Raw genomic sequence first — 14,767 nt, forward strand, 5'->3', positions numbered from 1 at the left:
CAAAATAGAGAATCTATGGTATAATATGAGTAAGAGATTAAAGAAAAGAGAGGGATAAGATGATGGAACAGTTCGAATATATAAATATAGACTTACCTAAATTAACAAAACCTGATGGTATCAGAATAAATATGGACAAACTCCACGAATTAGGGGTAGAAGGTTGGGAAATGGTTCTTCAAAACAGTAAAGAATTCGTATTCAAACGTAAAGTTGAAGAAGGTCGAGTAATAGTATTAGACAAGAAATATAAGATTGAAACGTATGGTGATAAAGATGGTGCAGGGGTACTATTTAAAAGAATTGCAGAAGATGAGAGTAAAACAGCAATAGCTTTAAATTATTTCTATGTAAACAGAGGGTTAGAAAGGCTTACTATGTTTGAAGAAACAGGAAGTGAAGTTATATCTTATAAACCTGTAGTAAAAGCAAAATTAATTCCTTTCAGGTCTTTACAGCTAGAGACAGAAGTGAAGGATTTTAACGGAATACCGAAGTCAAGTCATACAGTTATTGTTAAAGACTTAGGTGAGTTCTTAGATAAAATCCTTAAAGAATTAAAAGTTGACCCTAAGTACACGGTTTCAATTGAACAGATAGCAAACCCAAACGACATACAAATAAACTTAGAAAATTTAAATATAAAACAGTTAGAAAAAGTAATCGAGAAGTATAAAGCTGATGAACCTTTCAATATAAAAGAACATACAAGAGAATCATATAAAACAGTAGAAAAGATTATAAAACATCCTTTAGGTCATCTTGTAGTGAAAGAATTTATTTACTAAACGAAAGAGAAGGAGAATTAAACCATGAAACAGTATGAATATAAAAGCATAGATAAAAACCTTTTATTTGATGAGCATAGTGGAGATTTTGATTTAAGGTATATAAATGGTTTAGGACTAGAAGGATGGGAAATATCTATGGAAAACAACGGAGAAGTTCTTCTAAAACGTGAAGTGGTAGGAGAGGAAGAGGAAGAAGTAGAAACAGAACTAGAAAAGGACTATTGTGTTATTTTAGGTGGAGAAACTACAGCTTCAACCACAACAGACATAAAACTTACAAGTAAAGCAGATAAAATGGAAGTTGTTATGAGCCATTTCCTAGAAGACGAAGAGTTAGAAAAAGTTTCTCTTCTTGAGTATACAGACTCGAAAACTATACCACTTAGACCTTTAATAGAAGCTAAAGTTATTTCTTTTCAAGAGTTAATGTTTGAAGTAAAATTAGTAGACTATCATGGAAAAGTAGTAGACATTTCAAGAGAAAAAGTAGTTTATCTGTTCAAGTTGTTAAACAAATTGTATGATGCATTCGGTGATGGTGGAATGTATACGCTAACTATTACTCAAATAACAAACAAAGAAGATATGAAAATAGACTTTAAAGGATTAAGCAAACGAGATTTAAAGTCAATAATTCGTAAATTTAAATCATATGATAGTTTCAGTGAAAGAACTTATTATGTAAATGGTGTAAAAGTAGTAGAAAAGGTTAGAGACGGTAGCGAAGGGTATTTTGTAACGAAAGAATTTATTTATTAAACCTCTAAAATAATTAAGAGTTAGATTTGACAAATCACGAACTCTATGGTATAATATAGGTATAAGGTTAAGTGAAAGAGGTTGAGAATATGAAGAAATATGAGTACAAGAAAGTAGAAGTTACGAAACTGACAATACCAAACTACATGGAGTTATGTGAGAAGAAGTTAAACGAGTATGGTGAAGAAGGTTGGAATTTTTTCCTAATAGACCACGGTTATGCTTTCTTTAAACGTGAAAAGGTAGGAGAATTAAAGAAACCAGTTTCTTTTAAAAATAAAAAGTATGTTGTAAACGCATATGGAGAGCATGGTCAATGTGTGTTATCAAAACAAACTGAAATTCCAAAAGAATATGAGCAAACTACTAAAGCATTAGACATGTTAATGTTTGCAGACCATCACGAAAAAGTAAAGTTATGCGAGATAACAGACGACATGGGAATGCCTTTAAAACCACTAGTAATTGCTTATGTAGTTCCTAAGTTAGAAACTATGTATAATGTAAAGATAGAACGAGATACAGATGGTTATAAGAAAGAAATGACATTTAGTTTTAAAAGAATTAGAGACTTGTTTATAGCAATTAAAGACATTACAAAAGATATGTCAGATATTTTAATCGCTATCAAACAGATAACAAATACAGAAGAAATTGATTTTACAATTGATAACCTTGGAAAAGGTGATATTAAAACTTTAATAGATGCTCATGATAAAGGTACAATTATTACATATAGTGATATTGTAGAAGATTCAGACTTTGGTGAGCGTCAAGTAGTTAGCTATCTTGTAAACACTCGTAAGGGGTATGTCAGATTAGATGCAATGAAATACTTAAACGAATAAGAGAAATGGACGTCTTAGTTCTAAAGACTAGGATGTCCGATATCTCTATTAAACTAGGAAACTATTTTATAAAACAACTGTAGTAGTTAAACAAAGCCTACCTTTAACTATTACATTGGTTTTATAAACTAAGAGAAAAGAAGGTGATGTGATAGAAAATAAAAGGAACACGGTTAAAAAGTGAGTATCTGTAGAATTAGAAAATATAATTCATAGTTTTTAGAAGCAGATACAGGGAAACTTTTTAATCCTTATGTTTGTATGATGGGGTTGTCATCCGAACGAGTAAAAGTACGAAAGTGAGGGAATCAAGTGTTTGGTTTCTTTAGGAGACGGAAGAAAAAGCAAGAAAACAAAGTTACGTTGCAACAAGCCTTTGATAGAATTTGTGAAGAATTAGATGGAGACCCACAAGCTGGTAGTTACTTCATGATTAATAGGCAAACAAATACTACCGCATATCGTAGGTGGCAGTTAGCCGCACCTAGTGATAGGGTACTCGTAACACAAGCAAGAGTAAGAAACTTGGATGAGAACTTAACAAGTAAGCAAGCTAATATGAAGAAAGGTATTTAACCTAAACGTATTAGAAGTGGAACTAGCGAAAGCTAGTCAATGTAAGAAAGTAGGGGTAATTATGGCAGTAGTAGGAAAGAAGTATAATAATTTTGGACAAACTATAGTAGAGATTAAACCAGTCTCATTAGAGTTAACAGAAGTATTTGAAAATACAATGCAAATTGTAAGAAACTTAGGTAGTAGAGGATATCAATTCAAAATGCGTTTAAATGACGTAGAATTAGCATTTGATAACTCAATAAAGTCTATAGAGGACTTAGTATCAATGTATGAAACAAAATTGGAAGAGAAGTATGAATTACGTAAATTACAAGCAGTATAGAAATTAAACGGAAAAACTTGTGAAATGTATATACCAAACAATTAAATCAAGTCAGTATCGTGTTAATTTTAAAATCATTAGTATTATGTCAAAGTGGGATTACCACCAACCAACCGGTAATCCTACACTATAAACAACATTATGTCATGGATAAGCAAGAAACAACTTATAGTAAACAACAAATAAAAAGAATATAGGTTATTTAACACCAACCAACCGTTAGGTAACCTGTAGTTCTTTTCTACATTGAACAATGAGTTTAGATAGTCTGAACTTATTGTTGAGTGTATCTAATCTAAGGAGGGGTAGTTATGAGTCAGCCAGTGTTTTTAACACAGAAAATGTTGGAAGAAATGAAAGAGAAATCAAAACGAGAAGAGGAAGAAAAGATTGAGATTTTTAGTGATAAAACACTAGATAAGGCAAGTACAGTCGTAGGTGCATTAGACTTTATCTCAAAAGCAATTAAGAAATAAGGGGTATCTTATGGACAAAACAGTGGGATTCTTAAAAGAAAAGTTAACAGATAAAGAAACCCTATATGGTATTATGTTATTCTGTTTCGGAATATACATGTTTCAATATACATCAAAGTTAGATTATGTGTATAGACTCCTATATAGATTTGTAATGTTATTAATTGTAATGTTTATCTATAGGAAGTTTATAAACAAAGGTGATATGAAAACTACGGTAAAGAATTTTAAACTAAAAGAGAAATTACATAAAATGCTAATCCTTATAGGGGTAGTTGAATTCATTACTATGTTTATAGTTGTATTTATAAACGGAGGGTATGAAGCACAAACACCTACTCAATCTTTACAAGAAGTAGAGTATGCAGTAGAACTCACTTCTGTTACAACTGTAGTTATAATGTTTATCTTGTCATTCTTTATTATGATACCAATGATGTATAGTATGATTCAAGGTATAATACAATTGAGACTTTTAACTATATGGGTTTATAACAATCATCGAAAGTGGTTTGTAGTGTCCTTAATAGGGGTAGACTTATTATTTACAGCACTAACTTCATTAGTTATGTAGAGTTATACAAAAATAGTAAAACAAATAAAGTATCTAGCATAAATTCTAGTTTGTTCTAGGTACTTTCTTGGTTATATTATTAAACTGAAAGGGTGGTGTATATGTCAAAATATCTTTGTTATTGTGACGCAAGTTACAATGAGTTAGAACAATCAAGTCAAGTTGGAATTTTAATTCAAGACGAGTTTGGTCAAACAATATACAATAAAACGAAAAGACCAAACAAACCTGCCATAAGTGTAGCACACGCTGAATTAATAGCAATAGACGAATTATTGTTTGTAATTAGAGAAAGAAAAATGAAACGTGTACTTATTCATTCAGACAATCAGGGTGTAGTAGAGAAAATAAACAAGCGTGAGAAGTTTAAGAATAATGGTACGGTATTAAACCCTCTTGTAGAAAGAATACATCAAAAGTTACAACACTTTGAATCTGACTTAGTTTGGATAAGTAGAGACGAGAATGAAGAAGCCGATAAACTGTCAAAAGGTGTGAGGGATTTGTCTAATACAGGCATAAACAAGAAGAGATTCAAAGGTAAACTGGTTTCAAAGTTTAAAGGTAAGAAAGTAAAAACTCCCTTTGAAAATTTAAAGTTAGAACAAGTAATTGCATTACAAGGGATTTTAAAGAAGTCAAACCATGAAAATATTGAAATTAGACTGAAAGAGTATATTGAGGAAGAAGAAATTCAGCAAGAACTAATAGAAACAAAAGAAGATACAGAAAAGTTATCAGTTGTAGTATAACGAATACGGTGTCTAGTGAACTAGACTCTGTCTTGGTTAGATTAACTAACTAATTAAATTGAAAGGCGGTGATAAAATGGTTCAAGGAGTATCTATTGTTGCAGGTATGTTAGATAGGCATTGGCATAAACCGTTTACAGACTATTATGACCCTGACCCTGACGGAGTTTTTGCAGGTGAAGCTTCTTCTGAGTTCTTAGACTTATATGGGAAGAAGCATAAAGTTTATATAAATCCAAACAGGGCGCATGGTATCTTAATAGATGCAAAGGATTATAAAGACCAAGTCATATTAAACGTAGACAGTGGGGTTTCTTGGGAAAGACTGAAAGAACTTGTAGATGGTGGTGTTACAGTTATATCTTTAGACCACCATGAGATAGAAGGTAGACCTGATTTGGAGAATAATAATTTCAAATATCTATCAGACGAAGAGAAGTCTTTAGTAGAACAAGGGTTACTGTATTACTACAATGAAGAAACAGGGGCAGAAGGAGTCGTATTAAACAATCAATATGAGTTTGAAGACCCTGATTATAGATTTATGAGTGGTTGTGGGGTAGCACTAGATGTCTTTAACCAACTAAACCCAAATTATCAAACAGATGAGCATATAGCATGGCACGGTATCACCTTGTTGTCTGACTCTAGGGAAATTGAAAACGAGTTAGCTTACAATATCTTAGTAACAACATACGAAACAAACATTGCAGAAACTAGATTGCTTAGTCATCTTACAGACGCTATAGGGTTTAATACGTATGAAATAGGTGAACCAACTCTAGATAGGGCATACATAGACTTTTATCTTACACCATTCATTAATGCAATGCTTCGTTTAAACATGGGGTATGAAGCAATTAGATGGTTTAAAGGTGAAACTCTTTTGTATACAGATGTGAAAGAGCAACAAAAACTTATACTAGAGGAATTAAAGAGTAGAACTACAATGATAGAGTTACAAAACTTACTTCTTGTAAATGTGTATAAACTAGAGTCTGATTACTTTGAAGCATCTAACTTCATTGGTTTATTAGCAAACCGATTGTTAGTAAAAGGTAAAACTGTAGTAATTACGTGTTCCTACAACAATCAGTTCGAACGGGGTAGTGTTCGTGGCTATTATAACACGATAGACTACCAAGCTATCTTTAAAGAATATGGTTTTATTGCCTTAGGACATAAAGGAGCGTTTGGTTTAAAGAACTTTTCATTAGACCAAGAAGTATGGTTTAGTATGGATAAAAGAGTAGGGGTAGAGAACGAAAAGAGTGAGTCAACTTATCAAATTCATACCGTTCGAAACCTTGCAAAAGCGAGAGAACTGTTAAAAGATTTAGCATATACAAATCAGTTTTTACGTCCGATGTACAAACACTATATCAGATACACTGGTTTAAAGTTCTTTACAGTAGATTTCAGAGACCCTTACCAAGAGTATAAGGTAGATGGTTTACAGGTTAAATGTTTTGATAAGGAAGTAAACGTAAGAAATGGGTTTATCTTACCTTCAATGTCAAAAGGATTTGTCTCACTCTATTTAGAACGAATTGTGGTATAAAGACTAAATCTTATAGGTATAGGATAATTTTAGTTTAAGAGACTAAACTGGGATAACTCAAAACTAGACTGTTATTAGTAAGAAAACTAGTAATCGTATAATCTAGCAATCTTTTAAATCTTAGGAGGAAACACAAATGGAAAAAGCGCAATTGATTTTAGATTTAGGAAACAGTGAGACACGAGGGGTACTTCGAGTTGGTGAAATTATAAACAAAACACGTATCGAGCATAACTTCTATTTAAGCAACTACTTTAGCCCAATCTTTGAAGGGGTAGGCGGAATCCCTGAGTCAGATGATTATACAGAAGAGAACTCAACAGTATTCACATTAGACGATGATTTCAAAATCGGAAATGGTGTTGTAAATAGAGACACATATGTAAATGGTTTAATGTGTTCAAATGAGTTTTCAGACACACAAGATAAACCAACGGCAATGACAAAGAAATATGACTCTAGTTACACAGTTCTAACTATCATTACAGCTATCAAACAGTCAGCTATTTGGATGAAAGACTACTTTGGTAAGAAAGGTAAGAACTTTAGTGTTCAGCAGTTAATCAATGAGGTTGCATGGGAACTTACAATCTTACTACCACCTTCACAAGAAAAAGCAGGTGGACTTGTATTACAAGAAACACTAGTAGGTCAAATTCCAGTTAAGTTTGAACTACCTAAAGCAGACGCACGTATTAACATCACAAAAGTAACAATCCGTGCCGAAGGTATGATGGCTTATACAGGGGTATTACTATCTAAGACTAGACGTCAACCTCGTCCGAACAAAATCTTTATGCAAAAAGCTAAAGTAATGGTATTAGACATCGGTGCAGGTACAACAGACTTAATCGTAATTGACCAAGGTAAAGCAATTGAACGTTCTAAATACACAATTGATTTAGGTGGTAACAATATTACACAAACTTTACGTACAACTGTACAAACAAACTTAGAAATACGTCTAAGCGCACAAGTGTTTGAACAAGGTGTAATAACTGGTAAAGTAAAACAAGGTCTTAAAGAACATGATGTAACAGACGAATTAATCGGTGCAAAACGTTCAGTAGCCGCAAAAATCTCTAAAGAGGTTAAAGACTATCTAGAATCATCAGGTATCGAAGCAAACTCTATCGAATACATCTTAGTCGTAGGTGGGGGTAGCATTCCTTCTGAAAACGATAAAGTAAAACCAATCAGCGATTATCTATTAGACAGCATTAAGCGATTCGCTCCACAAGTTGGTTTAGTAGACATCAGTGATATCATTACAAAACCAAATTCAGTAGCATTCGAAAACGTAGCAGATGCAGATTTCGTAAGTTCTCGTGAGTTAAACATATCAGGTGCAGGTACAGTAACAGATTTATTAGAAATCAAACAATACCTAGCACAGCAAGAACAAGCAAAGCAAGTCCAAGCCTAAAAAGTAGGTGAAAACATATGGAACTGATTGTATTGTATGGCGGTTTGACAACTGAGCAAAACCGCCATATAGAAGAGTTAGTAAACAATAGTCCTAAGAACTTAATAACGAAGAATTTAGGAGATAAGGTAACAAGAACCTCTCTTAAACGTCAATTAAAAGACTCAACAGTTGTGGTAGTATTCTTAACTGAGAAAGACTACATCAACTACAATGCTCTCCTTGAAGACGACAGACTAACAATGTACAATGAAGTAGAATCCATATTTGCAGAGAAGTTTGGGGTAGAGTCTAAAACTACCCCATCTTTATCTGTAGAGGAAGAGGATGAAGTAGAGATTCAAGATGAGATTATCGAAGACGAAGAAGAAGTTACACCAAACCATAAAGAGGAAGAAGATGGTGGTTGGGGAGACTTATTTGAAGAATTCGATAAGAAAGATAATGTACATCATATTCCTGTAGTAGAAACACCAGTTCCAGTAGGAAGTCCAGTAGGGGTAATGGAAAAGATAATGACAGAACCTATTATAGACTTACCAAAGCATACAGATGAAAAATATAAAATGTTAGAGAAACGTACAGAAGGTATGGAGCGTTTAAACGTTGAGTTGAGAAAGCAATTACAAGACTTAAAAGATAAGTTAGGTGACTCGGTAGCCTTTGAAGAGTTCTTAAATGTTAAGAAAGAAAAGTCAACGTTAGAAGAACGGATTACTGAGTTAAACCAATCAATTGTAGGTCTTGAAAGTGAAAAGAGAATGCTAGACTCTAGATTATCAGTGAAAAAAGAAGATATCGCAAAGTTAGATGTTAAAATTCAGTCTCTAAACACGATGGTAGATACATTAAATCAAGAGATAGAGAACTTAAATGCTGAAATAAACAGACTAAGTGATTCAAACTTAAAACTAGTTGATAAGAATAAAGAGTTAGAAAAAGAGTTAGAACAGGTAAGTAAGAAGCTAACTTTAACTGAGATTGAATACGATAGCAGTCAAAGTTTAGTAAGCACATTACAATCAGAGAACCGTAATCTTCACAATAAGAATGAAAGTATCTTAGAAGAGAATGAGAATCTGATTGAAACAAATAAGAAAATATCAGCAGATAATAAAAATCTGTTACAGAGAATGAAAGAGCAGTTAGAGGAAGCGAAAGAAGAACCGAAAACTGAACCTATCACGGTATACCATCAAGAAATTAAACCATTAAGAAGAAAGTATCCAAACGTTACTTTCATTGTACCGTTAAGTAATTTAACAGTAATAGACACGTATAAATATATCAAAACAATTAAGGGTGATAAGTTAGTCCTTGATTTAACAAATAACTCATACATTGATTATATTTATAAAGACGAGTTTAAGATAAAAGGTGGTACAACACCTACAAAATGGTTATTAGAAGGTAAACCATATGGGAATTGCTTCACACAGAAAACAGGCGGTAAAGGATTAGAAATTATTTCGTATTTAATTCATCCTAAGCCTGAGAACCTATTCAAAAGAATAGATTGGGATAGAGTATTAGCAGACGTAAGTCGTGAACAGCAAGTTATAATCAATTTAGGCTCTATCACAGAAGAAGGGGTAATAAACGTACTTAAAGCGGTTCAAGGTAAGGTAGACATACTAGGTGTTCTAGGTGACTCATCTTACGACCAACGTTCAGCTTTGATGCATTTAAAAGCATTAGACTTCTATACAGTATTAGCAAAACATGGTACGAAAGATAGAGCAAATATAGGAATAACAGAACGGTGGTGAGTGTAGATGGCAAACGTATTTAGACAGCAAGTAAGTTTACATTTTACAAATGAGCGAACATATCAATACTCTGAAAGATTGAAAGAACAAAAGAGACTACGTACTGTACTCTCTAATTTTCTAGATAAATTCGCTGAAAACCCTGAAATGGTAGAACGTTGGTTAAATGGTGAAATACAATTAGAAAATAACGGGGTAGTTACAGAGTCAGACGAAAAGATTCTTGCATTGAAACAGAATTTAGCAGTCTTCAATGCATTCCTAGATAGTGCAAAAGGTATGAATGAAGGTAACATGGAAGAGTTTGAAGACCAGTTATCAGCTACACAATTTAGGGAATTCAAAACAAATTTCGAAAAATCGCAACAAATTATGGATAATCCTGAGTATCAAGAACATGCTGTAACAGTAGAGCCTATCGTTGAAACACCTAAACAAAATAGTCAATTAGCTGATATGCAAAACCAAATCGACCAGTTGATGACTATGATGCAGAATATAGCTAACGGAAATGGTACAGGAAATTCAGAAGTAAAAATTGAAGTAACTAACCCTTCACACAATAGTTTACACGAAGAGAATAAAACGTTTGAAAAATCCGAAGTAGTTTCAGCAGACGTAATCAAAATGCCGGATGAAACGGAAGATGAGGTTATAGAAGAACCGATTATTCGAGAAGAGGTAATTGAAGAACCAATTATCGAAGAAACAATTGTTGAAGAACCGAAGAAAGAAGCAGACCCAGTAGATGAAGACGTCTTAGCAGGTGTTGGAGACGCAATGAGCGCTATTGAGGGATTAGGTATCGAATTGTAAACATAAAGGTGGTGTAAGACAGAATGGCTGAAAGCAAATGGGGTAGCGGTTGGGGTGGTTCTAACGAGGATAAAAACACCTCAAACAACCAAAACCAAGGTACATGGGGTGGTAATAAAGACCCGAAAGTAACGCCAATAACTAAGAATAAGAAAAATAACGATGGTTTACAAATCGGTGGGAACTTTGGTAATTTCAATCAAACTCCAGAACCGAAGAGTAGTAAGTCGAAGTTGTTTGTTTCGATTGGAGTTGGGGTAGTTTTATTATTGGGTGGAGTTACCGCAACCGCAGTGTACAAAAACAGTACAAAACAAGAAGTCAAACAAGTATCCACACCTGATGAACTAAGAGAAATTAATGGTATACTAAAGAGTGGTAATGTAACAGCGTTTCCACAATATATGACAGATAGCTTTTTAGGACAAGAGTGGGAATACTTTAACAAGATTAAAGTACGAGAAGACTTCTTTAAAAAGGTAGTAGGGACAGTATCATTTAAACTGAATGGTAATGAAACACCTCAAGCTACTACTCTTTCAGTTGAACATATTAACTGGAGTAAAGTTGCAATGAACATGGAGGATTACGACTTCAAGAAAATCCAAGACATGTATAATCAAAAAGGTATTAAGAAAGAAGATTACATGTTCAAAGATAAACTGATTGATTTATTCTCTGAGTACATTACAAAGATTAAGAAACTTCCAGTTGAAACGTCTAAAGTACCAGTTAAGTTAGGTACAAAAGACGGAGTTCTCATGTTAGAAGACGACAAAGCAATTGATAAGATGTTGTTTTCATCTAAAGAGTTCCACAAAGCACTTGATGTGTTTGGGGGTATTGCTACAGGTGATATCGGAACATTAGAAGAAAACCCGAAATGGGTAGCATGGGGAGAAAAGGTAAAGAACTTAGATGCACAATTGAAGGAAGAAGAGAAGAAGTTAGACGAGTTGAATACAATCATAGCTAATTCTGAGAAAAATCGTGACTATGCTGATAGTAAGAAAGGTAAAGATGATTCTTCAAAGAACGGAAATGATACTTCAACAAACGATTCTCAAAGTTCTCATAACGAGTCTTCTAGTTCGGATAACTTATCTGATAGTTCAAGTGACAAAGATGGAGAAGTTCTTGACGAAGCAGGTACTTCATCGAACGGAACTGAGAAAGATGGAAACAAAGATGAAGGTTCAAAAGATAAAGCTGATAAAAAGGCAGACAAAACTTATAAAATTAATGGTGTAGGCGTTAAAAATCCCGATTTAAACATTGTAAACTCAATTAAAAATCAGTTAGCAGTTTTAAAGGATAATGAGCCATTAAAAACGCATGTGAAAAAGAAAACAGAACCGAATCCAAAGTGGGAAGAATGGAATAAACTAGACGATGCAGGAAAACAAGCACAAAAAGAGCCTATAAAAGAACTAGAAGTTGCCATGAAACCAGAAAGTACAATCCCGTACACATGGGTTGGTTCATATTACTTACAAAATGAGTACGAAGTAAATGGAAAGAAAGTAGTCGTAAAACCGCAAGTTGGTGATGGTACTTTCAAACGTCCCTTAGGTTTAGGTACACCAATCGTAACAAAGATGAAGGGTACAGACGGTAATTACTACGATGTCAGAGTCACTTTGTTGGGGTATAAGACTGAACAAAAAGCGATTGATTACGCAGTTTCATTTGATGAGCGTAACCGTGGATTTGATTCTAAGTCTGAGTTAAGCTTAATGACAGTTGAATATATAGTTGAAAACTTAACTGATAAAGAAATCGAATTAAATTCAGAGTTTACATTATCAGATGCAAATGAAAACTTAGTATCTCGTACAGGTAGTATGTATAACTTCTTAGAGAAGTCAACCTTCAAAGGTCATGAGACGAAGAAGATGCAAGATTGGTTCTATACGAAGAGTTTAAAAGACCGCTACCTAATTTGGGGTAAATCATTTGAAAGAAAACATCCTTCTCAATGGTATAATTTATTAAAAGGTGCTGAGAATGAGAAGAATGGTGGCGTAAAACCTACTGATAAACAGCATCCACAAAAAGAAAATAATCCTCAATCAAACGAGGAAGGTAAGAAAGGCTGATAGTGTAATGCTACAGTCTTTTCTTTTAGAATAGGAAGGGGTATAATAATGTTTACGTTAGAAGAAAGAAAACGTTACTTAGTAGAGGATAAAACAGATTTTAATAAAGAGATTGTTATTAAAACATTTACAAAACAAGAGCCAGCTTTCTTAGGGTTTGATTCTAAAGCAGACAAGCTACCACAAATAGATATGATGAGTTGGTCGAAGGTAGAAGCAAAGGTATCAATTGGAGACTGGGAAGTTAAGGAAGAGTTAGAGTACAATTTATAATCAAGTTAGGGGTAGTTTCTATGTTTCAATTAAAAGCTAAGAAACGATATGTTATGGAAGACAGAACGAAAAGAAATAAGGTTTGTGTTTTGAAAACAACAAATGTAAACGAATCTGTTTTCCTATGTTTTGATTCCAAAGCAGACACGCTACCACAAATGAAAGTATTCAGTTGGGATAAAGCAACAGAAGAAATTCAGAAAGGTAACTGGAATATTAAAGAGGAGTTAGCAAGTTATGACGAATAAACAAATCAGTCAAGAAAAACTAGAAGAACGGAAGAAACGGAAATGGTTTGCTTGTCAGATGGATGATGGTATTATCGCAAGTGGGAATACGTTACAAGAACTATTAGAAAAATTAGGTAGACGAAATGCAAAGTATATTAGCGCAGGTCACTATGAGTTTAAGGATTACAACTCACATTATGCTTGGACAACTGATATTTATAAAGGATTAGACTTAGTAAAATTACATGGTTATGATGTAAACGATAACGAGTGGAACAGTTGGCACATAGACGAGAGAATGGATGAGGAATAAGAAAGGGGCAGTAAAATGTTAAAAGAATATACAGCGTATCAATTAAAAGATGGTCAAACGGATGAAATATTTAGTATCATTACAAAATCAAGTATGGAACTAGTAAAGGTATACAGAAACGGAAAAGAAAGTGTAGTAGGTTGGAATGAAATTGTACTAAACTTGGATTCTGATTACTGGTCAATCGAAGTAGAAGGAAAAACAGAAGATAATGCACAAAAGATTGGAACTTACAGTCGTTACAAGATAGTTAACGCTAAGAAAAACAAGTCTTTCAATGTGATAACTCGTGGTGAGTCTGATTTAATTATGGTAGGTTATCTAGACGAAGATGGAGAAATTAATGTAAACACATATGCATGGAGTAGTGTACTAGGTATGCTAGTAAACGGTGTATGGATAATCGAGAAACAGTTAGCTACCTTCTAAATGATTAAAATAAAGTATTAAACTATATAAATACACTATTTAAACCTACTTGACAAAAGTAGGTTTTTGTGTTATAATAGAAGTATAGTTAAGATAAGTAAAAGGGAGAGATTAAAGTGGCTGAAAAATTAACATTAAACGATTTACAAGACAACGAAACATGGGAGAAAGCAGTTGTAGTCTTTAAACCTGAAAGTTTCTCTAAAGAATTTACAGAGAAACAAAGAAGTTATGAGATTGACCGTGATAATCATTATTTTAAACCCGATTCAATCAGTAACTCACTGTTTGGTAACTGTTTAGACGGTACAGATAACGGTGTTAGACTTGACATTTATAAAAGTAGATTACCCGAAGAAGGTAAGCGTTGGATTGTAGACTATTGTTATATCACAAAATAAATAATTATATAAGACCTACTTTAACGAGTGGGTTTTATACTTAAAATAAGGAGAATAATCTATGTTATACGCATTTGTTAAGTATGAAGATGAAAGACCGATATTTGGTAGTTTTAAGACAGTAGAGAATCAAAAGCAAGCAGAAGAGGAAGCATGTAACATCATTGCTACTTACTCAAACATTACAAAAGTTGAAATTTTCTTATATGAACAAGGTGCTATGAACAAGGTAACTACTGTATATAAGAAAGGCGTAAAAGACGGAGTAGTAGAACTACAAATTGGTGAAGAAGAATAATAAAGAAGACTAACTCATTAAAAGGTTAGTCTTTTATCCTCATAGGAGGGG

Annotated in this window: 19 protein-coding genes; all 19 read left to right on the forward strand. The window is 33.3% G+C overall.

All coding sequences use genetic code 11. The features are described 5' to 3' along the window. Positions 1–62: 62 nt before the first annotated feature. Positions 63–788: a hypothetical protein gene (locus ASE54_RS24630; RefSeq protein WP_000434539.1), complete on the forward strand. Its 726-nt coding sequence runs from the start codon at positions 63–65 to the stop codon at positions 786–788. 24 nt (positions 789–812) lie between these two features. Continuing rightward, on the forward strand, positions 813–1,550 hold the full coding sequence (locus ASE54_RS24635) for a hypothetical protein (RefSeq protein ID WP_000816120.1): 738 nt from the start codon (positions 813–815) through the stop codon (positions 1,548–1,550). Positions 1,551–1,639: 89 nt separating this feature from the next. Beyond that, the gene (locus ASE54_RS24640; RefSeq protein WP_000759751.1) at positions 1,640–2,398 is read left to right on the forward strand and encodes a hypothetical protein; all 759 of its coding nucleotides are present in this window, start codon (positions 1,640–1,642) and stop codon (positions 2,396–2,398) included. Positions 2,399–2,710: 312 nt separating this feature from the next. Further along, a complete protein-coding gene (locus tag ASE54_RS24645) occupies positions 2,711–2,974 on the forward strand; it encodes a hypothetical protein (RefSeq protein WP_000466731.1) in 264 nt (87 codons plus the stop codon). A 61-nt stretch (positions 2,975–3,035) separates the two neighbouring features. Beyond that, a complete protein-coding gene (locus ASE54_RS24650; RefSeq protein ID WP_000301811.1) occupies positions 3,036–3,299 on the forward strand; it encodes a hypothetical protein in 264 nt (87 codons plus the stop codon). A gap of 311 nt (positions 3,300–3,610) precedes the next feature. Continuing rightward, the gene (locus ASE54_RS35930; RefSeq protein WP_000082306.1) at positions 3,611–3,775 is read left to right on the forward strand and encodes a hypothetical protein; all 165 of its coding nucleotides are present in this window, start codon (positions 3,611–3,613) and stop codon (positions 3,773–3,775) included. A gap of 10 nt (positions 3,776–3,785) precedes the next feature. Further along, positions 3,786–4,349: a hypothetical protein gene (locus ASE54_RS24655; RefSeq protein ID WP_000361931.1), complete on the forward strand. Its 564-nt coding sequence runs from the start codon at positions 3,786–3,788 to the stop codon at positions 4,347–4,349. Positions 4,350–4,450: 101 nt separating this feature from the next. Next, positions 4,451–5,101, forward strand: a complete 651-nt coding sequence (locus ASE54_RS24660) for a reverse transcriptase-like protein (RefSeq protein WP_000049759.1) — start codon at positions 4,451–4,453, stop codon at positions 5,099–5,101. Positions 5,102–5,177: 76 nt separating this feature from the next. After that, positions 5,178–6,662 carry a hypothetical protein gene (locus ASE54_RS37255; protein ID WP_000249823.1) on the forward strand — a complete coding sequence of 495 codons (1,485 nt, stop codon included), beginning with the start codon at positions 5,178–5,180 and terminating at the stop codon, positions 6,660–6,662. Between the two features lie 136 nt (positions 6,663–6,798). Next, entirely contained in the window at positions 6,799–8,088 is a 1,290-nt protein-coding gene (locus tag ASE54_RS24670) for a ParM/StbA family protein (RefSeq protein ID WP_000409536.1), read from the forward strand. A gap of 17 nt (positions 8,089–8,105) precedes the next feature. Then, positions 8,106–9,857, forward strand: a complete 1,752-nt coding sequence (locus ASE54_RS24675) for a hypothetical protein (RefSeq protein WP_000420482.1) — start codon at positions 8,106–8,108, stop codon at positions 9,855–9,857. 6 nt (positions 9,858–9,863) lie between these two features. Continuing rightward, a complete protein-coding gene (locus ASE54_RS24680) occupies positions 9,864–10,673 on the forward strand; it encodes a hypothetical protein (RefSeq protein WP_000024401.1) in 810 nt (269 codons plus the stop codon). A gap of 23 nt (positions 10,674–10,696) precedes the next feature. Further along, entirely contained in the window at positions 10,697–12,772 is a 2,076-nt protein-coding gene (locus ASE54_RS24685; protein ID WP_000841051.1) for a hypothetical protein, read from the forward strand. A gap of 48 nt (positions 12,773–12,820) precedes the next feature. Continuing rightward, entirely contained in the window at positions 12,821–13,045 is a 225-nt protein-coding gene (locus ASE54_RS24690; RefSeq protein WP_000494514.1) for a hypothetical protein, read from the forward strand. A 20-nt stretch (positions 13,046–13,065) separates the two neighbouring features. Beyond that, positions 13,066–13,293: a hypothetical protein gene (locus tag ASE54_RS24695; protein WP_000487124.1), complete on the forward strand. Its 228-nt coding sequence runs from the start codon at positions 13,066–13,068 to the stop codon at positions 13,291–13,293. After that, complete coding sequence (locus ASE54_RS24700) at positions 13,283–13,588, forward strand: DUF5678 domain-containing protein (RefSeq protein ID WP_000182633.1); 306 nt, start codon at positions 13,283–13,285, stop codon at positions 13,586–13,588. The genes ASE54_RS24695 and ASE54_RS24700 overlap by 11 nt, the downstream gene beginning before the upstream one ends. A 15-nt stretch (positions 13,589–13,603) precedes the next feature. After that, positions 13,604–14,017, forward strand: a complete 414-nt coding sequence (locus ASE54_RS24705) for a hypothetical protein (RefSeq protein ID WP_000910989.1) — start codon at positions 13,604–13,606, stop codon at positions 14,015–14,017. 116 nt (positions 14,018–14,133) lie between these two features. Continuing rightward, positions 14,134–14,418 carry a hypothetical protein gene (locus ASE54_RS24710; RefSeq protein ID WP_000818543.1) on the forward strand — a complete coding sequence of 95 codons (285 nt, stop codon included), beginning with the start codon at positions 14,134–14,136 and terminating at the stop codon, positions 14,416–14,418. A 61-nt stretch (positions 14,419–14,479) separates the two neighbouring features. Next, positions 14,480–14,716: a hypothetical protein gene (locus ASE54_RS24715; RefSeq protein WP_000964908.1), complete on the forward strand. Its 237-nt coding sequence runs from the start codon at positions 14,480–14,482 to the stop codon at positions 14,714–14,716. Positions 14,717–14,767 lie beyond the last annotated feature (51 nt).

Origin of the sequence: Bacillus sp. Root131 (genome assembly GCF_001429475.1) — a bacterium.
Classification (GTDB): Bacteria; Bacillota; Bacilli; order Bacillales; family Bacillaceae_G; genus Bacillus_A; species Bacillus_A thuringiensis_S.

Bases quoted from the DNA above. Each gene is read 5' to 3' on its own strand.
- ASE54_RS24630 (WP_000434539.1), top strand. From the start codon at position 63: ATGGAACAGTTCGAATATATAAATATAGACTTACCTAAATTAACAAAA.
- ASE54_RS24635 (WP_000816120.1), top strand. From the start codon at position 813: ATGAAACAGTATGAATATAAAAGCATAGATAAAAACCTTTTATTTGAT.
- ASE54_RS24640 (WP_000759751.1), top strand. From the start codon at position 1,640: ATGAAGAAATATGAGTACAAGAAAGTAGAAGTTACGAAACTGACAATA.
- ASE54_RS24650 (WP_000301811.1), top strand. From the start codon at position 3,036: ATGGCAGTAGTAGGAAAGAAGTATAATAATTTTGGACAAACTATAGTA.
- ASE54_RS35930 (WP_000082306.1), top strand. From the start codon at position 3,611: ATGAGTCAGCCAGTGTTTTTAACACAGAAAATGTTGGAAGAAATGAAA.
- ASE54_RS24655 (WP_000361931.1), top strand. From the start codon at position 3,786: ATGGACAAAACAGTGGGATTCTTAAAAGAAAAGTTAACAGATAAAGAA.
- ASE54_RS24660 (WP_000049759.1), top strand. From the start codon at position 4,451: ATGTCAAAATATCTTTGTTATTGTGACGCAAGTTACAATGAGTTAGAA.
- ASE54_RS37255 (WP_000249823.1), top strand. From the start codon at position 5,178: ATGGTTCAAGGAGTATCTATTGTTGCAGGTATGTTAGATAGGCATTGG.
- ASE54_RS24670 (WP_000409536.1), top strand. From the start codon at position 6,799: ATGGAAAAAGCGCAATTGATTTTAGATTTAGGAAACAGTGAGACACGA.
- ASE54_RS24675 (WP_000420482.1), top strand. From the start codon at position 8,106: ATGGAACTGATTGTATTGTATGGCGGTTTGACAACTGAGCAAAACCGC.
- ASE54_RS24680 (WP_000024401.1), top strand. From the start codon at position 9,864: ATGGCAAACGTATTTAGACAGCAAGTAAGTTTACATTTTACAAATGAG.
- ASE54_RS24685 (WP_000841051.1), top strand. From the start codon at position 10,697: ATGGCTGAAAGCAAATGGGGTAGCGGTTGGGGTGGTTCTAACGAGGAT.
- ASE54_RS24690 (WP_000494514.1), top strand. From the start codon at position 12,821: ATGTTTACGTTAGAAGAAAGAAAACGTTACTTAGTAGAGGATAAAACA.
- ASE54_RS24695 (WP_000487124.1), top strand. From the start codon at position 13,066: ATGTTTCAATTAAAAGCTAAGAAACGATATGTTATGGAAGACAGAACG.
- ASE54_RS24700 (WP_000182633.1), top strand. From the start codon at position 13,283: ATGACGAATAAACAAATCAGTCAAGAAAAACTAGAAGAACGGAAGAAA.
- ASE54_RS24705 (WP_000910989.1), top strand. From the start codon at position 13,604: ATGTTAAAAGAATATACAGCGTATCAATTAAAAGATGGTCAAACGGAT.
- ASE54_RS24715 (WP_000964908.1), top strand. From the start codon at position 14,480: ATGTTATACGCATTTGTTAAGTATGAAGATGAAAGACCGATATTTGGT.